Origin of the sequence: Methylibium petroleiphilum PM1 (assembly GCF_000015725.1) — a bacterium.
Taxonomy (GTDB): Bacteria; Pseudomonadota; Gammaproteobacteria; order Burkholderiales; family Burkholderiaceae_C; genus Methylibium; species Methylibium petroleiphilum.
On sequence record NC_008825.1, the window covers coordinates 3,721,587 to 3,745,814 of the forward strand.

General features: G+C 72.4%; 23 protein-coding genes. 12 read left to right on the forward strand and 11 right to left on the reverse strand.

What is annotated here, in order from left to right; all coding sequences use genetic code 11:
• Positions 1 to 5: 5 nt before the first annotated feature.
• The 3 genes from MPE_RS17755 (at position 6) to MPE_RS17765 (ending at position 4,912) form a co-directional block, all read left to right on the forward strand.
• The gene (locus MPE_RS17755; protein ID WP_011831085.1) at positions 6 to 1,487 is read left to right on the forward strand and encodes a VWA domain-containing protein; all 1,482 of its coding nucleotides are present in this window, start codon (positions 6 to 8) and stop codon (positions 1,485 to 1,487) included.
• Between the two features lie 178 nt (positions 1,488 to 1,665).
• Positions 1,666 to 3,429: a DUF1800 domain-containing protein gene (locus MPE_RS17760; RefSeq protein WP_011831086.1), complete on the forward strand. Its 1,764-nt coding sequence runs from the start codon at positions 1,666 to 1,668 to the stop codon at positions 3,427 to 3,429.
• 31 nt (positions 3,430 to 3,460) lie between these two features.
• Entirely contained in the window at positions 3,461 to 4,912 is a 1,452-nt protein-coding gene (locus tag MPE_RS17765) for a DUF1501 domain-containing protein (RefSeq protein ID WP_011831087.1), read from the forward strand.
• A gap of 1 nt (position 4,913) precedes the next feature.
• On the opposite strand, the gene MPE_RS24060 is transcribed toward MPE_RS17765, so the two are convergent.
• Together MPE_RS24060 and MPE_RS17770 are read right to left on the reverse strand one after the other, a co-directional pair.
• Positions 4,914 to 5,093, reverse strand: a complete 180-nt coding sequence (locus MPE_RS24060) for a hypothetical protein (RefSeq protein ID WP_148210980.1) — start codon at positions 5,091 to 5,093, stop codon at positions 4,914 to 4,916.
• Positions 5,094 to 5,195: 102 nt separating this feature from the next.
• Entirely contained in the window at positions 5,196 to 6,770 is a 1,575-nt protein-coding gene (locus tag MPE_RS17770; RefSeq protein ID WP_011831089.1) for an alkaline phosphatase D family protein, read from the reverse strand.
• A 169-nt stretch (positions 6,771 to 6,939) separates the two neighbouring features.
• On the opposite strand from MPE_RS17770, the gene MPE_RS17775 reads away from it, so the two are divergent.
• Entirely contained in the window at positions 6,940 to 7,164 is a 225-nt protein-coding gene (locus MPE_RS17775; protein ID WP_041929747.1) for a hypothetical protein, read from the forward strand.
• Positions 7,165 to 7,189: 25 nt separating this feature from the next.
• Here MPE_RS17775 and MPE_RS17780 read toward each other — a convergent pair whose 3' ends face one another.
• Positions 7,190 to 8,128 (reverse strand): LysR family transcriptional regulator ArgP, encoded by a 939-nt coding sequence (locus MPE_RS17780; RefSeq protein WP_011831091.1) that lies wholly within the window; start codon positions 8,126 to 8,128, stop codon positions 7,190 to 7,192.
• A gap of 95 nt (positions 8,129 to 8,223) precedes the next feature.
• On the opposite strand from MPE_RS17780, the gene MPE_RS17785 reads away from it, so the two are divergent.
• The 4 genes from MPE_RS17785 to MPE_RS17800 are packed head-to-tail and all read left to right on the forward strand — an operon-like array spanning position 8,224 to position 11,680.
• Complete coding sequence (locus MPE_RS17785; protein ID WP_011831092.1) at positions 8,224 to 8,877, forward strand: LysE/ArgO family amino acid transporter; 654 nt, start codon at positions 8,224 to 8,226, stop codon at positions 8,875 to 8,877.
• Between the two features lie 17 nt (positions 8,878 to 8,894).
• On the forward strand, positions 8,895 to 10,229 hold the full coding sequence (locus tag MPE_RS17790; protein WP_011831093.1) for a D-amino acid dehydrogenase: 1,335 nt from the start codon (positions 8,895 to 8,897) through the stop codon (positions 10,227 to 10,229).
• Between the two features lie 47 nt (positions 10,230 to 10,276).
• Positions 10,277 to 10,546: a MoaD/ThiS family protein gene (locus MPE_RS17795; RefSeq protein WP_011831094.1), complete on the forward strand. Its 270-nt coding sequence runs from the start codon at positions 10,277 to 10,279 to the stop codon at positions 10,544 to 10,546.
• A gap of 36 nt (positions 10,547 to 10,582) precedes the next feature.
• Entirely contained in the window at positions 10,583 to 11,680 is a 1,098-nt protein-coding gene (locus tag MPE_RS17800; RefSeq protein WP_011831095.1) for a WD40/YVTN/BNR-like repeat-containing protein, read from the forward strand.
• 217 nt (positions 11,681 to 11,897) lie between these two features.
• On the opposite strand, the gene MPE_RS17805 is transcribed toward MPE_RS17800, so the two are convergent.
• Positions 11,898 to 12,842, reverse strand: a complete 945-nt coding sequence (locus MPE_RS17805; RefSeq protein WP_041929748.1) for a LysR family transcriptional regulator — start codon at positions 12,840 to 12,842, stop codon at positions 11,898 to 11,900.
• A 107-nt stretch (positions 12,843 to 12,949) separates the two neighbouring features.
• Here MPE_RS17805 and MPE_RS17810 point away from each other — a divergent pair, with 107 nt between their 5' ends.
• Positions 12,950 to 14,470 (forward strand): CoA-acylating methylmalonate-semialdehyde dehydrogenase, encoded by a 1,521-nt coding sequence (locus tag MPE_RS17810; RefSeq protein WP_011831097.1) that lies wholly within the window; start codon positions 12,950 to 12,952, stop codon positions 14,468 to 14,470.
• Between the two features lie 13 nt (positions 14,471 to 14,483).
• Here the strand turns inward: MPE_RS17810 and MPE_RS17815 are convergent, their stop codons facing one another.
• Together MPE_RS17815 and MPE_RS17820 are read right to left on the reverse strand one after the other, a co-directional pair.
• A complete protein-coding gene (locus MPE_RS17815) occupies positions 14,484 to 14,915 on the reverse strand; it encodes a hypothetical protein (protein ID WP_011831098.1) in 432 nt (143 codons plus the stop codon).
• 116 nt (positions 14,916 to 15,031) lie between these two features.
• Positions 15,032 to 16,945, reverse strand: a complete 1,914-nt coding sequence (locus MPE_RS17820; RefSeq protein ID WP_041929749.1) for a PhoX family protein — start codon at positions 16,943 to 16,945, stop codon at positions 15,032 to 15,034.
• Positions 16,946 to 17,009: 64 nt separating this feature from the next.
• On the opposite strand from MPE_RS17820, the gene MPE_RS17825 reads away from it, so the two are divergent.
• The gene (locus MPE_RS17825; RefSeq protein ID WP_011831100.1) at positions 17,010 to 17,762 is read left to right on the forward strand and encodes an SDR family oxidoreductase; all 753 of its coding nucleotides are present in this window, start codon (positions 17,010 to 17,012) and stop codon (positions 17,760 to 17,762) included.
• A 9-nt stretch (positions 17,763 to 17,771) separates the two neighbouring features.
• On the opposite strand, the gene MPE_RS17830 is transcribed toward MPE_RS17825, so the two are convergent.
• The 3 genes from MPE_RS17830 to MPE_RS17840 form a co-directional block, all read right to left on the reverse strand.
• A complete protein-coding gene (locus tag MPE_RS17830; protein WP_011831101.1) occupies positions 17,772 to 18,767 on the reverse strand; it encodes a septal ring lytic transglycosylase RlpA family protein in 996 nt (331 codons plus the stop codon).
• A 69-nt stretch (positions 18,768 to 18,836) separates the two neighbouring features.
• Positions 18,837 to 19,352 carry a septal ring lytic transglycosylase RlpA family protein gene (locus MPE_RS17835; RefSeq protein WP_011831102.1) on the reverse strand — a complete coding sequence of 172 codons (516 nt, stop codon included), beginning with the start codon at positions 19,350 to 19,352 and terminating at the stop codon, positions 18,837 to 18,839.
• 143 nt (positions 19,353 to 19,495) lie between these two features.
• Positions 19,496 to 20,599: a lipid A deacylase LpxR family protein gene (locus MPE_RS17840; protein WP_011831103.1), complete on the reverse strand. Its 1,104-nt coding sequence runs from the start codon at positions 20,597 to 20,599 to the stop codon at positions 19,496 to 19,498.
• A gap of 75 nt (positions 20,600 to 20,674) precedes the next feature.
• On the opposite strand from MPE_RS17840, the gene pcaCD reads away from it, so the two are divergent.
• Positions 20,675 to 21,952 (forward strand): bifunctional 4-carboxymuconolactone decarboxylase/3-oxoadipate enol-lactonase PcaCD, encoded by a 1,278-nt coding sequence (pcaCD, locus tag MPE_RS17845; protein ID WP_011831104.1) that lies wholly within the window; start codon positions 20,675 to 20,677, stop codon positions 21,950 to 21,952.
• 116 nt (positions 21,953 to 22,068) lie between these two features.
• Positions 22,069 to 22,947 (forward strand): CsgG/HfaB family protein, encoded by an 879-nt coding sequence (locus MPE_RS17850; RefSeq protein ID WP_011831105.1) that lies wholly within the window; start codon positions 22,069 to 22,071, stop codon positions 22,945 to 22,947.
• Positions 22,948 to 22,964: 17 nt separating this feature from the next.
• On the opposite strand, the gene otnI is transcribed toward MPE_RS17850, so the two are convergent.
• Together otnI and cueR are read right to left on the reverse strand one after the other, a co-directional pair.
• Positions 22,965 to 23,741 (reverse strand): 2-oxo-tetronate isomerase, encoded by a 777-nt coding sequence (gene otnI / locus MPE_RS17855; RefSeq protein ID WP_011831106.1) that lies wholly within the window; start codon positions 23,739 to 23,741, stop codon positions 22,965 to 22,967.
• A gap of 34 nt (positions 23,742 to 23,775) precedes the next feature.
• A complete protein-coding gene (cueR, locus tag MPE_RS24715; RefSeq protein WP_011831107.1) occupies positions 23,776 to 24,207 on the reverse strand; it encodes a Cu(I)-responsive transcriptional regulator in 432 nt (143 codons plus the stop codon).
• Between the last annotated feature and the right edge of the window lie 21 nt (positions 24,208 to 24,228).

The window sequence follows — 24,228 nt, forward strand, 5'->3', positions numbered from 1 at the left end:
GCCCGATGGACCCGCGCCTGGCCGCCGTCGACCGGCCCTACGATGGCCTCGCCGCGCTGCCGCGCGAGCTGTGGCTGCCGACGCTGATCAGCGCGGTCGGGACCAGCGAGGCGCGGCTGCGGCAGGGGCCGGCCTGGCTTGCGGCGCTCGAGGCCGGCGAGTTGCCCGACGCGGCGCTCGACTTCGACGATCCGCAGGCGCTGCGGCCGTTGCGTCAGGCGATCGGCGAGCTGGGCCTGCACGAACTGGCGCGCGAGGCCCCGGCCGCAGCGCAGCAGGTGCTGCGCACGGCGCTGTGGCATCTGGACCGGCTGATCGACCGCCCGACCGACGAGCCGCGCGAGACCGCGATCGCCGAGATGGTGGCGGCGTTCCGCGCCGAATGGACGCTGCTGCACGCCGACTGGGAGCACCTGCTCGCGCTGCTGCAGGACCTGGGTGAGCTTGCGGCCCTGCAGCGCGACGCGCTGCGCGGCCGGCTGGCGCGGCGCGAATGGCAGGCAGCCCAGCAGCTGGCGGCGCTGCTGACGCGCAACCCGGCGCTGGTGGCGCTGATCGCATCGCTCGGCCGAGGCCTGCCGCGCGAGGCGCCGCCGCAGCCGGCCCCGACGGCACCCGGCCGCGCGCGCGTCCTCGGCCAGCTGGTCGAGACGCGCCTGCCCGACGCGCCCGGCGAGATCCTCGGCGTGCGCCCGGGCCGCAACCTGGCCCGCATGCTGCCGTCCGAGGCGGCGCAGCTGCGCCACCCGCTGCTGCACAAGCTGTGGCGCGCGCGGCTGGCCGAGGCGCGGCTGATGGTGTGGGACGAAGAGGCCGTGCTGTTCGACCAGCGACCGGGCGGGGCCACACCCCTGCGCGCCGCGGCGCAGGCCGCGCCGCCCCCGCTGGCGCGCGGCCCGATGCTGGTCTGCATCGACACCTCGGGGTCGATGCGCGGCGCACCCGAGCAACTGGCCAAGGCGGTGGTGCTGCAGGCGGCGCGCACCGCGCACCGCGAACGGCGGGCCTGCCAGCTGATCGCCTTCGGCGGTGCCGGCGAGCTGCTGACCCACGAGCTGGCGCTGACGCCGGCCGGGCTGGACGCGCTGCTCGATTTCATCGGCCAGGCCTTCGATGGCGGCACCGACCTGGCGGCACCGCTCGCGCATGCGGTGGCCGCGGTCCACAGCGCGCGCTGGCAGCAGGCCGACCTGCTGCTGGTCAGCGACGGCGAGTTCGGCTGCACGCCGGCGACGCTGGCGCTGCTGGACGGCGCACGGCAGCGCCACGGTCTGCGCGTGCAAGGGGTGCTGGTCGGCGACCGCGAGACGATGGGCCTGCTGGAGGTCTGCGACGCGATCCACTGGGTGCGCGACTGGCGCCGCTACGCGCCCGACCCGCAGAGCGCGTATGCCGACGGTCACTCGCCGGTGCACAGCAAGAGCCTCACCGCGCTCTACTTCCCCAACGCGCTGAGCGAGCGCGCGCGGCGCCACCTGCAGGTCTGAGCGTGGCCGCGGCGTGCTGCGGTTCACACCGCGCCGGGCCGCAAGGTGTCGCTTTGTAAAAGGCGCTGCAGCCGCGCGGCTTCGGTCACGAGCGGGGTGCGCCGCGCCACCACACTGGACGTCCGCTGCCCGGCCGCTCGCGCGGTCGCGCCGTCTTCCACCGCATCCTGGGGCGACCATGTCCACTCCCCGCTCACCGAGAGCGCAGCGCCTCGCCCGCCTGACCGCGCTGTGTGCCGCCACGCTCCTGCTGGCGTCCTGCGGCGGCGGCGGGGGCGGGGGCGGCGGCAGCACCGACGACGGCGCCACCGGCGGCAGCGCCGCGCCGCCCGTGCCGCCGTCCTCCGGGGCGCCGGGCGGCACACCCACCACCACGCTCGACGCGACCCGTCTCGCACACCAGGCCAGCTTCGGGCCGACCGAGGCACTGGTGGCCGACATCCGCACCCGCGGCCCGAGCGCCTGGCTCGCCGCGCAGATGACCACCGCCAGCGCGCGCTACACCCGCGGTGGCAACGGCGACGTGCACCAGTGGACCGGCAGCGGCAACTACTGCGACGGCCGCAGCGCCACCTGCTGGCGCGACAACTTCTCGAGTCAGCCGCTGCTGTGGGACTTCTACCGCAACGCGGTCGGCGGCGCAGACCAGCTGCGCCAGCGGGTGGCCTTCGCGCTGCAGAAGATCGTGGTGGTGTCCAACCTGGAGGTCGAGGGGACCTACGGGATGCGCTACTACTACAACACCCTGCTCGACAACGCCTTCGGCAACTACCGGCAGGTGCTGAAGAAGGTGGCGCTGTCGCCACTGATGGGCGACTACCTGAACAACGCCAACAACGACAAGGCAGCACCGAACGAGAACTTCGCGCGCGAGCTGCTGCAGCTGTTCTCGATCGGCACCTGCGAACTCAACGCCAACGGCACGCTCAAGGGAGGCGCCTGCTCGCCGACCTACGGCAACGAGACGGTGCGCCACTACGCCTATGCACTGACCGGCTGGACCTACCCGGCCGGCGGCAGCACCGCCTGGGGCTGCTGGCCGCAGAGCACCCATTGCCGCTACTACGCCGGCGACATGGTGCCGGTGGCGCAGTACCACGACACGCTGGAACGCCCGCTGCTGTCGGGCATCACCGTGCCGGCCGGCAGCAGCGCCGACCAGGCGCTCGAGGCGGTGCTCGACAGCCTGATGCAGCATCCGAACATGGCGCCGTTCATCGGGCGCCAGCTGATCCAGCAGCTGGTCGCCAGCAACCCGTCGGCGGCCTACGTGGGCCGCGTCGCGGCGGCCTTCAATGCCGGTCGCCACCAGGGCTTCGGCAGCGGTCAGCGCGGCGACCTCGCCGCCACCGTGGCCGCGGTGCTGCTGGACGCCGAGGCGCGCAGCGAGATCCCGACCCGCAGCGCCGGCAAGTTGCGCGAGCCGGTGCTGCACTTCACCGGCGTGCTGCGCGCGCTGGGCGGCCGCACCGACGGCGACGCACTGGGCTGGTGGTGGGGCGAGACGATGCGCCAGCACGTGTTCCGCCCGCCCTCGGTGTTCAACTACTTTCCGCCCGACTACCCGCTGCCCGGCGTGGCCGGCCTGAAGGCGCCGGAGTTCGGCATCCACAACGCCAACACCTCGCTGGAGCGGCTGAACTACCTGACCTACCTGCTCTGGTGGGGCGGCTCGGCGGCCAGTGCCGACGTGCCCGGCGCGCTGGGCACGCGCGTCGACCTGCAGCCCTACACCGCCGACGCGGCCGACGCCGCGAAGCTGGTCGACCGCCTGTCGACGCTCGCGCTGGGGGCACGGCTGCCGAGCGCCACACGCACGCAGGTGATCGCGGCGGTCGAGGCCTACACCGCCCAGAACGACGCGCAGAACTGGGCCACCAACCGCGTGCGCCAGGCCGCCTACCTGGTGTTCGGCTCGCCGAACTACCAGGTGCAGCGCTGACGGCGCCCGGGCCTCGCTTCGGAGACTCTCGATGGCAAACCACCCCACGATCTCGATGGCGCGCCGCCGCTGGCTGCAGCGCTCGATGCTCGGCGTGGCCGGCGCGTTCGGCGCCGGTTCGCTGGTCAACCTGCTGACGGCCACGCGGCCGGCCTTCGCGGCCGACTACAAGGCCCTGGTCTGCGTGTTCCTGTACGGCGGCAACGACGGGCTGAACATGGTGGTGCCGAGCGATGCGACTCGCCACGGCCAGTACAGCGCGGTGCGTGCCGGCCTGGCGCTGCCGCGTGGCAGCCTGGTCGGCCTGAGCGGCAGCGACTACGGCCTGCACCCGGCGATGACGGCCCTGGCCCCGGCCTGGGCGGCCGGCCAGCTGGCGCCGGTGTTCAACGTCGGACCGCTGGTGCAGCCGCTGACCAAGGCGCAGTTCCGTGCGCTGCCCGACAGCTCGCCCTCGCTACCCGACAGCCTGTTCTCGCATTCCGACCAGCAGATCCTGTGGGAGACCGGCACCGGCGACGCACTGACGCGCACCGGCTGGGGCGGCCGCGCCGCCGACGCGCTGGCCACGGCCAACCCGGTGATCTCGGTCGGCGGCAACGGCCGCTTCGGGCTTTCGGCGCTGCAGGGCCCGCTGGTCCTGCCGGGCCCCGGCGCCACCTTCGGCGCCAACGGCCTGCAGCCGAGCGACCTGCAATGGGCGCCGAACGCGGCGCGCAAGGCCGCGCTCGACGCCCTCTACGCGCCCACCGCCGTGGATGCGCTGGACAGCGACCTGGCCGGCAGTTACGCGCGCCAGCAGCGCGACGCCTTCGCGGTGTCGGCGCGGCTCGGGAGCATCGTCGCGGCACAACCCGGCGGCGGTTCGACGGCGATCGACGCGGGCTTCGCGCCGGTGATCGCCAACGGACGCGTCACGGGCGGTCTGGCGCAGCAGCTCTACCAGGTGGCCAAGCTGATCGAGGCGAACGCCACGGTGCAGGGCAACCGGCAGATCTTCTTCGCACAGCTCGGCGGCTTCGACACCCACGGCAACCAGATCGTCGGCGGCGACCCGCTGAGCGGCGACCACGCCCGCCTGATGAAGGCGCTGGCCGACGCGCTGGCCGCCTTCAACGCGGCCATGAACAACCTCGGCATGGGCGCCCAGGTGACCACCTTCACGCAGAGCGACTTCGGCCGCACCTTCAAGCCGAACAACAGCCTCGGCACCGATCACGCCTGGGGCAACCATCACCTGGTGCTGGGCGGCGCGGTGCGCGGCCATGCCACCTACGGCAGCTACCCGACGCTGGCCCTGGGGGGCCCCGACGACGTGGGCCAGGACAGCTGGGAGCTGCAGGGCCGCTGGATCCCGACCACCTCGGTCGACCAGTACGCCGCCACGCTGCTGAAGTGGTTCGACGCCACCGACGGCCAGCTCGACACCGTGCTGCCGAACCTGGCCAACTTCGGCAGCGCGCGCAACCTGGGCTTCGTCTGAGCTAGCGGGACGGTCGGCGGGTGCCGGCCTGCTTGTCGAAGGCCGCCGGCGGCAGCGTGAGGTCCAGCCCCCAGGCGGTGCCGCAATCGGCCGGGTCGGCCGGCGGGCGGACGACATGCGGCTCGGCGCGAGGCAGGTGCCAGCGCAGCAACCATCGTTTCCACCACAGGGACAGGTCCATGCACGCAGTCTGCACGGATGCCGTTCCGGCGAGCGCCGGAATTGCGGGGCTTAAACGACCCATTGCCACCGGGTGAGGCGACGGCGTCGCCCTGCGGTGCGATCAGGCGTCGCGTTGCGGTCCGGCGCGGCCCGCCTCGACGACGAAGGCGGCCTGGGTGTGGACTCGCGCATCGGCCACCACCGGGAAGGCGGTGGCGCGCAGCTCGGCGTGCAGACGCTGCGGCGTGAGGTCGAGCAACACGTAGCCGCGCTCGTCGCTGCGCGCATGCAGCAGGTCGGGATTGCTGCTGCGCATCAGCGCGGTCGCGGTGTCGGACAGCCCGCGCGACGTGAGCGAGCTGGTGGCGAACTCGCTGGCGACGATCGGCGAGCGCGGGTCGCCGATGTCGGCGCGCAAGCGCGCGGCCACGTGGCGGTGCACGTCGCCGCCGAGGCAGACCACGTTGCCCTGCGGCTGCCCCGCGATCGCCCGCATCAGGCGCGCGCGCGCCTTCGGGTAGCCGTCCCAGCCGTCGCTGAAGAGGCTGCGGCCGAGCGGCGTGTCGATGCCGCTGGGCGCGATCTGCGTGCCCTGGGCCAGCAGCCGCCAGCCGCGCCGGCTGGCGGCGAGCTGCTCGCCAATCCAGTGCTCCTGCGCGGCGCCGAACACCGTGGCCGACTCGTCCTCGAGCGCCTCGCACTGCGTGAGGATGCGCCCCCCGGCGACGCCGGGCGCATTGCAGGGCTGCAGCGAGCGGTACTGGCGGTTGTCCAGCGTCCACAGGTCAGCCAGCCGGCCCCAGCGGTAGTGCGCGTGGATGCGCATCTGCGCGCCCACCGGCGCACTGTGCGGCGACACCGGCATGTGTTCGAAGTAGGCCTTGTAGGCGGCGGCGCGCAGCTGCAGGAACGCCGCCGCGCTGCGCGACGGGTCCCGTGAGGCGTCGGCGGCGTAGTCGTTCTCGACCTCGTGGTCGTCCCAGGTCAGCACCCAGGGGTGGGCCGCATGGGCCGCACGCAGGGCGGCGTCGAGCTTGTAGGTGACGTGGCGCTGGCGGAAGCCCTCCAGCGTGGTCGGCTGGGCCGCTTCGTGCGGTCGGATGCGCAGGCGCGCATTGCTGGATTCGTAGAGGTAGTCGCCGACGAACAGCACCAGGTCCAGGTCGCGCGCGGCGATCTCGCGGTGCAGCGTGAACTCGCCCTGCTCGTAGTGCTGGCAGGACGCCAGCGCGATGCGCAGGCGGCCGACCCCGGCCTCGGGCGCCGGCGCGGTGCGGGTGCGCCCGAGCGGGCTGGTCGCCTCGCCGGCATGGAAGCGGTAGAAGTAGCGCCGATCGCTCGGCAGCCCCGTCACCTCGGCGTGAACGCTGTGCGCGTGCTCGGGCCGGGCCCAGACCACGCCGGTGCGCCGTTCGATCGAGAAGCCCTCGTCCTCGGCCAGTTCCCAGCGCACCGCGATGGGCGCGTCGGGCAGGCCACCGAGCGGTTCGCGCGGCCTCGGGGCCAGCCGGGTCCACAGCACCACGCCGTCGGGCGCCGGCATGCCGCTGGCGACGCCGAGCGTGAAGGGGTCGTCGCCACCGCGGAGCGTCTCGGCCCGCTCGCCACTGCGGCCGACACCGGGCGCGAACAGCGTGCCGAGCGCCAGCGCGGCCGCGTGGCGGCCGAGGCGATGGAGGAAATCACGGCGCCACATGAGGCGGCCGATTGTGCCCAGCGTCCGTGAAGATCCGGTGGCGCCCCGCTGCGTTTCGTCACGACTTCCCTAGCTTGGCGGCTTGGCCGTGGCGGCCCGATCGCCTAACCTCGTCATTCGGGCCGCGGCCCGCTTCATGCTTGTCGCACTGCAACCCTCGGCCATTCCCATGACCCGCACTTCTCTGCAAGCCATCACCTGGGGCACGGTCAGCGCCGCCGTGGTCAGCGCGATGCTGCTCGCCGCGGCGGGCGACGACGCGTCCGAATGGCGCTTCGAGCCACCGAGCGCGGGGGTGCGCCCAGCGTCGCTCGGCCGCAACGGCGCCACCGAGCGCCTGCAGCCGGCGCCGGCGCCGAACCAGCGTTCGTCACCGGACGCCGCGTCGCGCTGAGTGCGCGGCGGCGTCCGCGCCGCAGTCAGCGATCCAGCGCCATGGCGGCGCCGCGCGCCAGCGCCGCGCCCACCTCGTCCAGCCGCGCGGCGCGCACCGGCAGGCCGCTGTCGTCGCCCAGCTTCCACTGGTGCCAGTAGAGCGCCACCTCGATGCCGATGTCGGGGCGCAGGCACAACAGCTCGCCTTGCGCGAGCCGTTCGCGCACCTGCAGCTCCGGCACCACGCCGATGCCCCAACCCAGGGCGGCGGCCCGCACATAGGCCTCGGAAGACGGCACGAAACGCTCCTCCAGCCTCGGCGCGCGCACTCCGAAGGCCTGGGCGACCCACTGCGTCTGCGTGTCGTCCTTGCGGTTGAACACCAGGAAAGGCACGCGCGCGAAGTTGCCGCGGTGCAGGCCGGCGGCCGCGTCGCCGCCCAGCTCACGCGCCACGAAGCCGGGGCTGGCCACCGCGATGTAGCGCATCACGCCGAGCGGCTCGACGCGGCAGCCACGCAGCGCCTGCGGCACGGTCGACACGCAGCCCAGCACTTGGCCCTGGCGCAGCCACTCGTGGGTGAAGTCCTGGTCGTCGACGATCAGTTCCAGCCCGAAGCCGTCTTTCAGGCCCTGCTGCACCAGGCCGTCCAGCGCGGGCAGCACCCAGGTGGCGAGGCTGTCGGCGTTGACGGCGATCGGCAGCCGGGCCTGCGACTGCATGCGCTCGCCGAGTTCGCGCGCGACGTCGGCACGCATGGCCTGCAACTGCCGCGCGAAACGCAGCAGCACCTTGCCCGGCTCGGTCAGCCGCAACGGCCGGGCCCGCACCACCAGCAGCTGGCCGACCTGGGACTCGAGCGCCCGCAGCCGCTGCGACACCGCCGACTGCGTGATCGACAGCCGCTGCGCGGCGCGCTCGAAGCTGCCATCGTCGGCCAGCGCCGCCAGGCAATCGAGCGCGGCGGGATCGAGGTTCTGCATGTCGCGGTCTCGGTCAATCGATCAGTATTTCTAATGTAATGCCAATAACTTGAATCACACTTCTCTGGGAGGCGGGCGCTGGCCACAATCCCGCCATGCTGTCTCCCAGCCTCCTGCCAGACCCCGCCGTGCCCGCCGCGCTGCTGCAGGGCGCGCTGATGATGGGCGGCCTGATCGTCGCGATCGGCGCCCAGAACGCCCTGGTGCTGCGCCAGGGCGTGATGCGCGCGCACGTGCTGCCGGTGGTGCTGCTCTGCACGCTGTCGGACTGGCTGCTGGTGGCGCTGGGCGTGTTCGGCCTCGGGGCGCTGATCGCCGCGCAGCCGCTGCTGCTGGAAGCCTTCCGCTACGGCGGTGCGGCCTTCCTGGTGGCCTACGGCTGGCGCGCCGCGCGCCAGGCCTGGCAGGGCTCGGCCGCCGGGCTGCAGCTCGCCGCCGGCGGCGGCTCGCTCGGCGGCGCGCTGAGCACCACGCTCGCGCTCACCTACCTGAATCCGCACGTCTATCTGGACACCGTGGTGCTGGTCGGCGGCGTCGGCGCCCAGCACGCCGGTGCGGCGCAGCTGGGCTTCGTGGCCGGCGCCTGGCTGGCGTCGGCGGCGTGGTTCGCGCTGCTCGGTTTCGGCGCGGTCGGCGCGGCGCGCTTCCTGCGCCAGCCGGCCGCATGGCGGGCGATCGACGCACTGGTCGCCGTGGTGATGTGGGCGGTCGCGGCGCAGTTGCTGCTGACGCCGCTGAAGCAGGCTTGACGAGAGGAGTCGCCATCATGAAGGTCATCGTCCTGGGCGCCGGCATCATCGGCGTCAGCACCGCCTGGTACCTGCTCGAGCAGGGGCACGAGGTCACGGTCGTCGACCGCCAGCCCGACGCCGCGCTGGAAACCAGCTTCGCCAACGGGGCGCAGATCTCGGTCAGCTTCTGCGAGCCCTGGGCCAACGCCGAGGCGCCGTTGAAGGTGCTGAAGTGGCTGGCGCGCGACGACTCGCCGCTGCTGTTCCGCCCCAAGCTCGATCCCTGGCAATGGCGCTGGGGCCTGAGCTTCCTGACGCAATGCACCGACGGCGCCTTCGAGCGCAACGTGCAGCAGCTCGTCGCGCTGGGCCGCTACAGCCACGAGTCGCTGAAGGCCCTGGTGGCGCAGACCGGCATCGAGTACCACCGGCTCGAGCGCGGCATCCTGCATTTCTTCAGCAGCCAGAAGGATCTCGAAGGCGGCGCGGCCGGTGCCGAGCTGATGCGCCGCCACGGCGTCGACCGCCGCGTGCTGTCGCGCGACGAGGTGCTGCGCGTCGAGCCGGCGCTGGCGAGCTACGGCCCGCGCATCGCCGGCGGCACCTACACGCGGAGCGACGAATCGGGCGACGCACGCGTGTTCACGCAGGAGCTGGCGAAGCGCTGCGCCGCGCGCGGTGCGGTCTTCCTGTACGGCCACGCGATCGATGGCCTGGACCGCGAAGGCGATCGGCTGGGCGCGGTGCGCATCCACGACCTCGCGTCACAGCAGCCGCGCACGCTGAAGGCCGATGCCTTCGTGGCGGCGCTCGGCTCCTACACGGCACCGCTGCTGCGGCCGCTCGGCGTGCACCTCAACATCTACCCGGCCAAGGGCTACTCGGCGACGCTGAAGCTGCGCCGGCCGGAGCGCGCGAGCGTGGTCAGCATGATCGACGACGCGCGCAAGATCGCCGTCTCGCGCCTGGGCGACGAGGTCCGCATCGCCGGCACCGCCGAGCTGGCCGGCTACGACACCGGCCTCGACAGCCCCACCGCGCGCGTGCGCTGCCAGGCGCTGGTGCGGCGCTACGAAGAGCTGTTTCCCGGCGTGGCCGATCTGTCCGCACCGAACTTCTGGGCCGGCCTGCGGCCGAGCACGCCCACCAACATTCCCTGCATCGGCCGCAGCCGCATCGCGAACCTGTGGGTCAACGCCGGCCACGGCACGCTCGGCTGGACGCATGGCGCGGGCTCCGGGCGGGCGCTGGCCGAACTGATCAGCGGCCAGCGGCCGGCACTCGAGTTCGGCTTCCTCGGCGAGCGCCGGAGCGGCCCCACCTGGGCTGGTGCACGCCGCGCCACGGCGGCAGCGCCCTCGCAAGCCTGACGCCCCGACGCACCACAGGCCCGCCTGCAGCGGCAGAATCGTGCGCGATGGTCAGCGTCACGTTCACGGCCCACCTGCAGCGCCACGTCGACTGTCCGCGGCACGTGCTGCAGGCCGCGACGCTGGCCGAAGCCCTTGAGCAGGTGTTCAAGACCAGCCCGCGGGCACGCGGTTACCTGCTCGATGACCAGGGCGCCCTGCGCGCTCACGTCGCGGTGTTCATCGACGGGCAGCGGGCCCGGGATCGGCAGCATCTGAGCGACGCGCTGCGCCCCGATGCCGACGTGCATGTGCTGCAGGCGCTGACCGGCGGCTGAACGATCAGCGCGCGGCCTGATGACAAGGAGAGCCTCATGCCGTCGAACCGACTCTGGGTCGCCACCCGCAAGGGTTTGCTGGGCTGGCACCGCGACGACGCCGGCGGGTGGCGGCCGAACGCCGCACCGGCCTTCCTCGGCGACCCGGTCAGTCAAGTCCTGCATGACGCACGCGACGGCGCGCTGTACGCCGCGCTGAACCTCGGTCATTTCGGCTGCAAGCTGCACCGCAGCGACGATGGTGGCAGCCACTGGCAGGAGCTGGCCGCACCGGCCTATCCGGCCAAGCCGGACGGCGACGACGATCCGGTGCCCTGGGATCTGAAGCTGATCTGGAGCCTCGCCGCCGGCGGGCCTGAACAGCCCGGCGTGCTGTGGGCCGGCACCATCCCAGGGGGCCTGTTCCGCTCCGAAGACCGAGGTGCGAGCTGGCGACTGGTCGAGTCGCTGTGGCAACGCCCCGAGCGCCGCGGCTGGTTCGGCGGCGGCTACGACCACCCGGGCATCCACAGCGTGCTGGTCGACCCGCGCGACAGCCGGCGACTGCTGCTCGGGATCTCCTGCGGCGGCGTCTGGCGCAGCGACGACGAGGGCGCGAACTGGGCGCTGTCGGCGCAGGGCATGCGCGCGGCCTTCATGCCGCCCGACCAGGCTCATGAACAGAACATCCAGGACCCGCACCGCGTGGTGCAGTGCCGCGCCGCACCGGACACGCTGTGGGCCCAGCACCACAACGGCATCTTCGTCAGCCGCGACGGCGCACGCAGCTGGCAGGAGATCCCCGAGGCCGGCCCCTCGGTGTTCGGCTTCGCGGTGGCCGTCCACCCGCAGCAGCCTGCGACCGCCTGGTTCGTGCCGGCCGTGAAGGACGAGTGCCGGGTGCCGGTCGACGGCCGGCTGGTGGTGACGCGCACGCGCGACGGCGGCGCCAGCTTCGAGACGCTGACGCGCGGGCTGCCGCCGCCGCCCGCCTACGACCTGGTCTATCGCCATGCGCTCGGGGTCGATGCCAGCGGCGAACGCCTCGCAATGGCGTCCACCAGCGGCAACCTCTGGCTCAGCGAGAACGGCGGCGACGACTGGCAATGCCTGTCCACTCACCTGCCGCCGGTGAGCGCACTCGCGTTCGATTGAACGCAGCGGCGGGACCTCCCCCCGAACCCCTACGTTATGGGGATGGGTGTGCAACGCCCCGACTCCTACAGTTTCTTCACCCGCTGTCACACGGAACAAGGATGCGCGCGCCGGCGCCACAGCGATCACCCTTCGCGGCGCGGCACGCTCCAACAGTCCCAACGATGTCCTTTCCCAAGGACTTGCCAGCCCACCCTCCCCGGTGGGCTGTTTTTTTTCAGGGCTCGAAACCCGGCGCCAGGGCGGCACGCAGGTGCTCGACCAGCGAGCGCACGGCCCGCGGCACCTGCGCGCTGAAGGGTCGCAGCGCATAGATCGCATCGCCGAAGAAGCCGACCGGCCGCCAGTCGGGCAGCACCTCGCGCAGCCGACCGGCCTTCACCGCCGCGGCCGCGCTGAAGTCGGGCAGCAGCGCGAGCCCCAGACCAGCCAGCACTGCGTCGCGCAGCACCTCGGAGTTGTTGGCCCGCAGCAGGCCCGTCACGGTGACGCGGGCCCGCTCCGGCTCGCTGCGGCGGCCCCGGGTCGCGGCCTGCTCGAAGGCCCACAGCGCCGGCCCGCTGCGCAGATAGGGCAGGCAATCGTGCCCCGCCAACTCGTCGGGATGGCGGGGCGTGCCGCGCCGCCGCAGGTAGGCCGGCGAGGCCAGCAGCAGCGTGCGCGACGCGCACAGCTTCCACGCCACGTGGCTGTCGGGCGGCGCACTGGTGTGGCGCACCGCGAGGTCGAAGCCCTCGTGCGCGAGGTTGACCAGCCGGTCCGACAGGTCGAGTTCGACGCGGATGCCGGGCCAGGCGCGCAGAAAGCTCTCGAGCTGTGGACCGACATGCTGGCGCCCCAGCGCGACCGGCGCCGTCATCCGCACCAGGCCCTGCGGCTGCGAGGCCAGGTCGCGCACGCCGAGCAGGCTCTGCTCGATCTGCGCAAAGCTGGCGGCGGTCTCGTCGACCAGCTGCTTGCCGGCCTCGGTGAGCCGCACGCTGCGCGTCGTACGCTGCAGCAGCGGCACGCCGACCGCACGCTCGAGTTCGGCGATGCGCTGGCTGACCGCTGCCTTCGACAGGCCGAGCCGCTGCGCAGCGAGCGTGAAACTGCCGCTCTGCGCGATCGTGCCGAGGGCATGCACGTGGGGCCACAGCGGCGCGTTGGGGGTCGTGCTCATGCGCTCATTGTTCATCCAAATGAACAATGTAGTCACGCAATGTGACTGGTCAGACCCGCCTTGCGCACCTAAGCTGCGGGGATCGAATCATCGCCAGGAGACACGACATGGGCGCCCCCGAAGCTTTCACCGCCACCGCCGAGATCGGCCATTTCATCGGCGGACGTGCCGTGCCCAGCACGAGCGGGCGCCGTCAGGCGGTCTACAACCCGGCCACCGGCGCCGTCGCGCGCCAGGTCGCGCTGGCCTCGGCCGACGAGGTGAACGCTGCGGTCGCCGCCGCCCAGGCCGCGTTCCCGGCCTGGGCCGACACGCCGCCGCTGCGGCGCGCTCGGGTGCTGAACAAGTTCCTGCAGCTGCTCAACGAGCAGCGCGACACGCTGGCCGCGATGATCACCGCCGAGCACGGCAAGGTGTTCACCGACGCGCAGGGCGAGGTCACGCGCGGCATCGAGATCGTCGAGTTCGCCTGCGGCGCGCCGCAGCTGCTGAAGACCGACTTCACCGACCAGGTCGGCACGGGCATCGACAATTGGGTGCTGCGCCAGCCGCTGGGCGTGGTGGCCGGCATCACGCCGTTCAACTTCCCGGTCATGGTGCCGATGTGGATGTTCCCGATGGCCATCGCCACCGGCAACAGCTTCGTGCTCAAGCCCAGCGAGCGCGACCCCAGCCCCAGCCTCTTCATCGCCGAGCTGCTGAAGCAGGCCGGCCTGCCCGACGGCGTGTTCAACGTCGTGCAGGGCGACAAGCTGGCGGTCGACACGCTGCTGACCCACCCCGACGTGAAGGCGGTGAGCTTCGTCGGCTCGACCCCGATCGCGCAGTACATCTACGAGACCGGCGCGAAGCACGGCAAGCGCGTGCAGGCGCTTGGCGGTGCGAAGAACCACATGGTGGTGATGCCCGACGCCGACCTGGAGCAGAGCGTCGACGCGCTGATCGGCGCGGCCTACGGCTCGGCCGGCGAGCGCTGCATGGCGATCTCGGTGGCGGTGCTGGTGGGCGACGTGGCCGACCAGATCGTGCCGAAGCTCGCCGAGCGCGCCAAGGCGCTGAAGGTCAAGAACGGCATGGAGCTCGACGCCGAGATGGGCCCGATCGTCACGCCGCAGGCGCTCGAGCGCATCGAAGGCTACATCGCGCACGGCGTCGACGAGGGCGCGAAGCTGGTGGTCGACGGCCGCGGCCTGAAGGTGCCCGGTCACGAGCAGGGCTTCTTCACCGGCGGCACGCTGTTCGATCACGTGACGCCCGAGATGAAGATCTACAAGGAAGAGATCTTCGGCCCGGTGCTGGCCTGCGTGCGCGTGCCCGACTTCGCCAGCGCAGTGGCCCTGGTCAATGCGCACGAGTTCGGCAACGGCGTCGCCTGCTTCACGCGCGACGGTCACGTGGCGCGCGAGTTCTCGCGCCGCATCCAGGTCGGCATGGTCGGCATCAACGTGCCGATCCCGGTGCCGATGGCCTGGCACGGCTTCGGCGGCTGGAAGAAGAGCCTGTTCGGCGACATGCACGCCTACGGCGAGGAGGGCGTGCGCTTCTACACGAAGCAGAAGTCGGTGATGCAGCGCTGGCCCGAGAGCACGCCCAAGGGCGCCGAGTTCGTGATGCCGACGTCGAAGTAGCAGGCGAGCGCCGTCAGGCGCCGGGCCAGCGCCAGTCGACGCGCATCGGCGCGCTGCCCACCTGCACGATCTTGCGCTGCGACTGGCCGCCCACCATGGCCTCCATCGTGTAGCGGCCCGGCGGCAGGCTGATCATCAGGATCGGGCCGGCGTCCCGGATGACCACCGGCTCGCCGCCACTGGTGTTCTGCAGTGTCACGCGCTCGGCCACCACGTACTGGCCGCCCTGGCCGCTGAACACATTGCGCAACGCGAAGTCCGGCGACAGGCGGTCGATCACCGCGCGGGCCTCTTCGCCCGCCCCCCCGTTCACGTAGCTGATGCCGCCGGCCCGCTCCACGCGCGGGACTGGCGGCGCGTCGCCGGCCGGCTGGGCGATGGCGCCGGTCCACAGCGCGGCCGTCATCGAGAGCGCGCCCGCCATCGTGCGCAAGAGGCTGTTCATCGTCGTCTCCTCGATCGATTTCGATCACAGGAGCCTAGGACGCCCCCCTCGGCCCGGCTGTCGGCACACGGCACCGAGCGCTGTCGGACGGCGCCGACAGCCAGCTCGATCCGCCTTCAGGTGCCGATCGCGCCGCCGTCGATGCGCCGGATCGCCACTGTGGCCGAGCGCGGCCGCCCGCCGCCGCCGGGCCAGGTGGAGCGCTTTCTTGCAGCGGCGGGATCGCCGGGGTCGTTGCCGCCCTCGCCGGGATGCTGGATGTTGACGAACAGCGTGCGCAGGTCCGGCGTGCCGACCATGCCGGTGATCTCGCAGCCGACCGGCCCGGTGAGAAAGCGCCGCACCTCGCCGCTGCGCGGATCGGCGGCCAGCAGCATGTTGTTGCCCAGTCGGGCGTAGTCGCCCTGACCCAGCGCCGTCGGCGACGCATCGGTCGCGATCCACAGCACGCCGCGCGCGTCGAACCACAGGCCGTCCGGGCTGCCGAACGGGTCGCCCTTCACGTTGCCGCGCGCCTCGGCGCGCTCGTTGGCCGGATCGCCGGCCAGGATGAAGTGGTCCCACAGGAAGCGCGTCGCGGCGTGGCCTCCCACCTCCGTCCAGCGGATCACCTCGCCCATGGTGTTGCGCGCGCGCGGATTCGCGGCGTCGACGGCCGGATAGCCGTCGGTGCCGCGGCGGCTGTTGTTGGTGAGCGAGCAGTACAGCGTCGCGGTGCGCGGGTCGCCGGCGATCCACTCGGGGCGGTCCATCTTGGTCGCGCCGACCTTGTCGCTCGCCTGGCGCGACTTCACCAGCAGTTCGCCCTGGTCGGCAAAGCCCGCCTGCGCATCGAGTCCGTTCTGGCCGTGAACCAACGCCAGCCATTCGCCCGTACCGTCCGAGTCGAAACGGGCCACGTACAGCGTGCCGTGGTCCAGCACTTCGCGGTTGTTCGCGTAACCGCCGGTGCGCACCGGGTCACGCGACACGAACTTGTAGAGGTACTCGAAGCGCGCATCCTCGCCCATGTAGACCACCGCACGCCCGTCGGCCGCCTGCGTGACGAAGGCGCCCTCGTGCGCCGCGCGGCCGAGCGCGGTGCGCTTGACCGGGGTGCTGCGCGGGTCGAGCGGGTCGATCTCCACCACCCAGCCGAAACGGTTGAACTCGTTCGGATGCAGCGTGGCGTTGAAGCGCGCGTCGTGCTCGTGCCAGCGCAGACCGTAGCCGCCCGGTGTCAGGCCCCAGCGCTTCGCATGAGCATCCGGCTGCGCCGGGCCGTGGAAGTAGCCGACGAAGTTCTCCTCGCAGGCCAGGTAGGTGCCCCAGGGCGTGACGCCGTGCGCGCAGTTGTTGAAGGTGCCGATGACCTCGCGGCCACCGGGATCGAACTCCGTCCGCATCAGCGCGTGGCCGGCGGCCGGCCCGCTGATCGTCATCGGCGTGCGGGCGCTGATGCGCCGCGCATAGGCCGACGGGCGCTGCACCGCCCAGCGCCCGTCCGCCGCACGAGCCAGCTCGACCACCGACACGCCGAGCGCCGCCTGCGACTTGCGCACCTTCTCGGCGCTCCAGGTCTGCATGCCGTCGGCATGCAGCAGGCCTTCGTCGGTGTACTCGTGGTTCACCACCAGCAGGCCACGATCGCCGCGGCCCGCCGGGAAGAAGTGCATGCCGTCGTGGTGCATGCCGGCCTGCAGCTGCTGGTCCTCGGCGCTGTGGCTGCCGTCGCCGCGGAAAGCCGGCTGACCGGCCGCGAGGCCCGGTGCGCCGATCGCGTCGCCCCAGGCGTAGATCACCTCGGCCACATAGCCCGGCGGCACCACCACGGCATCGGCACTCGACGCCGGCACTGCGCGAAAGCCCAGCAGTGCCCCGCCCGGAGCCCGCGCCGGCGCGCCGCAGCCGGCCAGCGGCGCGAGCAGCCCACCCACGCTGGCGGCGAGCCCGCCTCGCAGCAGCACGCGCCGCACCGGATCGCTGAGCTGCTGGAAGGCCGGGTTGGCAGAGGAGTTGGAGTCCTCCATCGTCGAAAAGTCCTTGGGCATGTCGTGTCTTGCTTCCGTCGTTCGCGCGCGCCGGCCGCCGGGGGCTTGCGCTAACCTGTCGGCCATGAAACCCCTGCTGCTCATCACCGGCGCCAGCCGCGGCATCGGCGCCGCGACCGCAACGCTCGCCGCCCGGCAAGGCTGGGCCGTCGCCCTGAACTATGCACGCGACGACGCGGCCGCGCGCGCGCTGGTCGAACACCTCCGCGGCGGGGGCGGGGAGGCCGAGGCCTACCGCGCCGACGTGTCCGACGACGCGCAGGTGCGCGCGATGTTCGCCGCGATCGACGCGCACTTCGGCGCCGGCCGGCTGCGCGGGCTGGTCAACAACGCCGGCGTCGTGGATGTTGCAGCGCGCGTCGATGCGATGCCGGTCGAGCGCGTGCAGCGCATGTTCGCGATCAACGTGTTCGGCAGCTTCTGGTGCGCCCGTGAGGCACTGTTGCGCATGAGCCGCGTGCATGGCGGCACGGGCGGCGCGATCGTCAACGTGTCCTCGGCGGCCACGCGCATCGGCTCGCCCGGGCAGTACGTGGACTACGCGTCCGCCAAGGGCGCGATCGACACCTTCACGCTCGGGCTGGCGCGCGAGGTGGCGACCGAGGGCGTGCGCGTGAACGCGGTGCGGCCCGGCATCATCGACACCGAGATCCACGCCTCCGGCGGCCAGCCGGACCGCGCCGCGCGGGCCGCGCCGCAGCTGCCGATGCAGCGCGCCGGCAGCGCCGACGAAGTGGCGCAGAGCATCGTGTGGCTGCTGTCCGACGCGGCCAGCTACGTCACCGGCGCGCTGCTCGACGTGTCGGGCGGGCGCTAGTGCGCCGGCTCAGCGCCGCTCGATGATCACCGGCACCAGCTGCAGCGCGTCGCGCACCCGCTGCGCCGCGCCTTGCGCCTCGTCGCGAGACGCATACGGCCCGGCCTGCAGACGGTAGAGCGGCGCCTCGCTGAACACCGCCATCAGCGGCGCCAGCCAGTCCAGTTCGCTCGACACGCGCTGCTGGAAGGACTCGGCGCCGCCGCGCTCGCGGAAGGCACCGAGCTGCACCCAGTAGCCGCGCGCACCGCTCGTCAGCTCCCGGCTTGGCGTGCCACTGGCGACAGGAAGCGCCGGCAGTTCCGCCCCCTCAGCCGCCGCGACCGTGTCCGATGCTGGCGGCCCGCCCGGCGCGGCGGGCAGTGGCATGGCCTCTGGCTGGGCCGCCGCCACGGCCGTCGGCGCCGCATCGCGCCGCCACGCGCCGGTGCGGATGTCTTCGTAGGTGATGCGCTCCACCTCGACCGGGCCCACGCCGCGCAGCAGGTCGAGCTTCAGCGCCGCGGTGTAGCTCAGGTCGATGACGCGCCCGGCCACGAAGGGCCCGCGGTCGTTGATGCGCACCACGACCTCGCGGCCGTTGGCCGGGTTGCGCACCCGCGCATAGCTCGGCAGCGGCATGGTCTTGTGCGCCGCAGTCATCGCGTGCATGTTGTAGATCTCGCCGCTGGCCGTCTTGCGGCCGTGGAACTTGCGGCCGTACCAGGAGGCCAGTCCCTTCTCCTTGATCGGCACGTCGCGGGTCTCGGGCGTGTAGTTGCGGCCCAGCACCTCATAGGGCTTGTTGGGTCCGCCCGAGCGGATGGGCTCGACGCGCGGTTCGGCGTCCGGCGTGCGGGCCAGGTCGGGTGGGATCTCGGCGGCCGGGCCGTCCCGGCCGCTCGCCGCGCCCGGCCGGGTCGGTGCCGAGCCGCAGGCCACCAGCAAGGCCGCGAGCATTGCGCCCAGCAACGCACGCAACTTCGCATGGATGCAGGGCGGGCAAGGCGCTCGGCGAGACGGCATGGGCGAACCATAACCGAGGCCGGGTCCGGGTCCGGGCCAGCGCGCTTGCCGCGCGCTGCGCGCCGTGCGTCAGCGCGCCGAGGCCGTGGCCTGCCCGCCCTCGGTCAGGCCGGCACCGAGCCGGATGCTGCCGTCGGGCAGCGGCACGATCAGCGGGGCCACGACGACGCGCACGACACCCTTCTCGGTCATGTCGAGCTCGCGCGCCGTGCCGGGCGACAGATCGACGATGCGGCCGTCGGCATAGGGACCGCGGTCGCGGATCTTCACGATCGCGCTGCGGCCGTTCTCGAGGTTCGTCACCTTGGCCACGGTGCCCAGCGGCAGGGTCTTGCTGGCCGCGTTGTTCGACGTCGGATCCATGCGGCCCCCGTCGGCCATCTTGCGGCCCGCGAAACTGTGGTGGTAGTACGACGCCTTGCCCTTGCGCACCTGTCCGCTGCGGTCAGAGGTGAGCGTGCGCTGGACGGCGATCGCCTCGGCGTCGGTCAGGGCCGAGGCCGGCATCGGCGCGGCGGCCAGCAGCGCGATCGCCGCGGCACAGCTCGCAAGCCAGGTCGGAGTGAAGGCGGGGTTCAGGTTCATGTCTCACCTCATCGAGGGCCACGCGAGGCGAGCGGCGGCGGAAGGCCACCGTGCCTCGGAGCGTGAGGTCAGTGTCGGCAACCGCGCCGCCGGGAGCGATCGGCCGACGGCGTGTCGGCGTGTAGGACGACGGCCTCAGTTGTTCAGAGCGCGCGGCTCAGCGTGATGCTGCCGAACGAGGGGCGCTCCTGCTGCCCACGGAACTGGCGGGTGCCGTAGTTGCGCGCGAACGCGAGCTTCCAGTCACCGCCGAGCACGGCGACACCGAGAGCCACGTCGGCCACCAGCGGCCGCTTGTGCACATGGTGGCTGTCGCGGAAGCTGTTGCCGTCGAGGGTGATGTCGTGCAGCACCAGGCGCGCGTCGGTGTTCACGAAGGCATGCCATGACCAGCCGCCCGACGACACGGCAGCGCGCAGCGGCGCGGTGTTCTCGCCGGCCGGCCGCAGCGGGCTGGAGCCGAAGTCGTCGGGCAGCCGGTAGCCGAAACGGATCTCGAAGCCGACGTTCGCGCCGGTCAGGAAGTTGCCGACCGTGCCGCCCCAGTGCGTGATCGCGTCCCAGCGCAGGCTGTCGCTCGCGGGCAGCAGCGCGTGGCTGCCCCAGCGCCGCGAGCGCTCGTGCAGCAGCATGACCACCGGCTCGTTTTTCAACTGGTGGTCCCAGCCGCGGAAGTGCTCCGAGCCGAACACGCGGTGGAACAGCTTCTGCGTGCGCTCGGCCTGCGAGGCCGGACCGACCACGCCGAGCACGATCTGCGAGGCCCAGAGCTCGTCGCCGAGCCGCGCGTTGTAGCCGGCACTCAGCAGCAGCGCGCCGGCATAGGGCCGGTCGTCGACGATCAGGTCGCTGCGCTCGGGATCGTTCGGGGTGTAGATGGCCTGGCCGAGACCGAAGACCAGGTTGCGCTGCTCGTAGTGCGCCGGGCTCAGCCACTCCAGCTCACGGTTCAGCCAGCGCGCCGGCCCCGACAGGCAGGCATCGCCGTCGTGCGGATCGAGGTTGGGCGTGACGGCCTTGATCTGCAGGCCGCTGCTGTAGCCCTGGTCCTGGCGCGCGATCACGTCGTTGTCGAGGCGCAGCACCAGCAGCGCGGGATTCAGCGCACCCGGCACCACCCGGCGGCAGGCTGCCTCGTCGGCTGCTTGCGCCGACGTCACCTGACCCAGAAGGACGAGCAGGGCCAAGCCGGCAAACAGCGTTTGCGCCGCGCCAACGGCGGTCGCGGCGACGTCGCGAAATTTCATGGGCGCGAAGGGTAACAGCGCCGCGCGCCGCGTGTTCGTCACAGCCGTCCGCAGGCCGCTGTTCTACGATGCACCATGGACCCCTACGACCACGACCTCGAACGCGGCCTGCGCAACCGCCGCGCCCTCCTCGGCGATGCCTGGGTGGACAAGTCGATCGCCAGCGCGAACGCCTTCACCGCTGACTTCCAGAACTTCATCACCCGCTATGCCTGGCACGAGGTGTGGGGACGGCCCGGGCTGGACGCGAAGACCCGCCGTGTCATCGTGCTGGCCATCACCTGCGCGCTGGGCCGCTGGGAGGAGTTCGAGCTGCACCTGCGCGCCGCGCTGGTGGGCGGCTCGGGCGCGAGCCTCGGTGCCGGCGACGACGCCCCCACCGCCCTGACACCCGACGAGGTGAAGGAGGTCCTGATGCAGGCCGCCATCTACGCCGGCGTGCCGGCCGCGAACACCGGCATGTCGATCGCGGTGAAGCTGCTGCGCGAGCTGGGCCACGCGCTGCCGCCACTGCCGGCCACCGAGGTGGCCCACACCGGCAGCGGCCGCTCCTTCCGCAGCGCCGGCACGCCCGCGCTGCACTACACCGTGCGCGAACCGCGTTCCAAGGCATCGCCCCGCAGCACCGTGGTACTGAGCCACGCGCTGGGCTGCGACGTGAGCCTGTGGGATGCGCTGGCCAATGCGCTGGCCGCCGAGCACCGCGTGATCTGCTACGACCACCGCGGCCACGGCGATTCCGAGGCGCCGGCCGGTCCGTACACGATGGCCGAACTGGCCGACGACGCCGAACGCCTGCTGGCCGAACTGGACACCGGCCCGGTGGTGTGGATCGGCCTGTCGCTGGGCGGCATGGTCGGCCAGGAGCTGGCGCTGCGCCATCCGCGGCGCGTCGAGGCGCTGGTGATCGCGAACTCGAGCGCCGGCTTCGACGAGGCCGGCCGCAACGCATGGCAGCAGCGCATCGACGCCGTCGCGCAGGGCGGCGTCGACGCAGTGGCCGACGCGGCGATGCAGCGCTGGTTCACGACGGACTTCCGCAGCGCGCAGCCGGCCACGGTCGCGCGCTGGCGCCGCCGGGTCGCCAGCACGTCGGCACGCGGCTATGTGGCAGCGTCGCAGGCCGTGATGCGGCACGACACGGCCGCGCGCCTGCCGCAGATCAGCGCGCCCACGCTGGTGATCGCCGGCGCGCTGGATCCGGGCACGCCGGTGGCCATGTCGCAAGCGATCGCTGACGCCGTGCCCAGGGCGCGGCTGGTGGTGCTCGACGACGCGGCCCACCTGAGCGTGCTGGAACAACCCGCGGCGTTCACCGCCGTGGTGCACGACTTCCTCGCCGCCCTGGCCTGACGGCGGGGAACCGACGGAGGCATTCGGCCACCAACCGTGTCGCCGGTCATGCGGTTCACGCCGCTGCTTACGTTTTGTAGCCCGAACCGCGGCTCGGATGGTGGGAGGATAGCGGTGTGAAACAGTCCTTGCGCGCGCTCGCCGTGGTGGCGCTCGCGGCCCTCGGGATCGCGGGTTGCAGCACCTCCAAAACAGAGATCGGCGGCCCCTCCGACATGGCCATCGCCGACCAGGCGCCGCCGCAAGAGGGCGGTGTGGGACGCTGCGAGAAGCGGCTCGGCACCGTGGCGATCACCGAATCAGAAGTCAACAGCCAGGCGCTGATGTCGGCCGGCCTGCCGCGTTCGATGGCGCCGCTGGTGCGCCACCTGCTGATCCGCAGCGGCTGCTTCAACGTGGTCGACCGCGGCGCGGCCTACTCGCTGCTCGAGGCCGAGCGCAGGCTGCGCGAGCAGCTCGGCACCGACGCCAACGCGACGGTCGCCCGGCACCTGCAGCCGCTGGACTACATCCTGCGCGCAGAGATCGTGTTCGCCGAACAGATCGGCCAGAGCAAGGGTGTGCTCGGCGGCGTGTTCGGTGACGTGATCGGCGGCATCGGCGGCCAGTACAACAAGAAGGAAGCGGTGGTGCTGCTGAGCGTGGTGGACGCGCGCACCAGCGAGATCACGAGCTCCGTGTTCGGCCGTGGCACCAGCGATTCGGCCGGCCTCGGCAGCCTGGTGCTCAGCAGCGGCGTGTTCGCGATCGATGGCGGCTGGGCCGACACGCCGCAGGCGAAGACGGTGGCCGCTGCGCTGGTCGACGCCTGGAACCGCACGCTGCCCAAGCTGCCGGCGGCCGACATCGCGCCGCCCCCGAAGGCCAAGCCCGTCGTGGCGCCGGTGGCACCGCCCGCGCCCGTGCCCTTGCCGCTCCCGCTCGAGCCGTCTGCCGCACCGCCGCCACCCGTGCCCGCCTCCGCGCCCGAGCGCGCGGCCAGCGCGCCGGCCTGAACCGGGCCGTCGGCGGATCAGCGCTGCCGCCAGCCCAGGCCGGCGCTCGTCTCGCCGCGCGGCCGGTACTCGCAGCCGACCCAGCCGCCGTAGCCCAGCGCGTCGATCACGTCGAAAAGGTAGGCTGCATTCAGTTCGCCGATGTCGGGTTCCTGGCGCTCCGGCACGCCGGCCACCTGCAGGTGGCCGACGCGGCCGGTGGGCAGGTACTGCCGCAGCTTCATTGCCACGTCGCCCTCCACCACCTGGCAGTGGTAGAGGTCCATCTGCACCTTCAGGTTGGGCGCGTTCACCAGCTGCACGATCTCGTGCGCGTGGTCCTGGCGATTCAGGAAGTAGCCCGGCATGTCACGCAGGTTGATCGGCTCGATCAGCAGATCGACGCCGGTTCCGGCGGCCTGCCTCGCGGCCCACGCCAGGTTCTCCACGAAGGTCGGCTGCAGCGCGGCGCGTTCGGTGCCGGCCGGCAGCCGGCCGGCCATCACGTGCAGGCGCGGGCATCGCACGACGCTCGCATAGGCCAGCGCCGTGTCGATGGCGTGCCGGAAGTCGGCTTGGCGTCCCGGCAGCGCCGCGAGGCCGCGCTCGCCGGCCGCGGCGTCGCCAGGCGGCGCATTCATCAGCACCAGCGGCAGGCCGCTGTCGGCCAGCCGGGCCGCGAACTCGGCGGCGGGGTGCTCGTACGGGAACTGGCATTCCACGGCCTCGAAGCCGTCGCGCGCGGCGGCGGCGGCACGGTCGAGGAAGGGCAGCTCGGTGTAGAGCAGCGTCAGGTTGGCGGCGAATCGAGGCATGCTCACATGCTGCCAGCTTCTGCCGGCCTCGGCATCAAGGTCGGTCCCGCGGGCCGGCCTGCAGGTCGTCGAGGATCGGGCAATCAGCGCGCTCGTCGCCATGGCAGTGCCGCGCCAGCGCCTCCAGCGTGCGCTGCATCGCCTGCATCTCGTCGATGCGCCGCTGCAGGTCGGCGGCATGGCGCTGCGCCACCTGCTTCACCTCGCGGCTGGCCCGGCCACGGTCCTGCCACAGCGACAGCAGCACGCGGATCTCCGCGATGCCGAAGCCCAGTTCGCGTGCGCGGCGGATGAAGCGCAGCGTGTGCACCTCGCGCATCGAATAGCGCCGGTAGCCGGCCTCGCTGCGCGCCACCGGCGGCAAAAGGCCGAGGCTCTCGTAGTGCCGCACCATCTTGGCCGACACGCCGCTGCGCTGGGCGGCGTCGCCGATGTTGAATGTCTGCCCCTCGGGTGCCTGCGACACCCGATCCCCCGAGGGGATGCC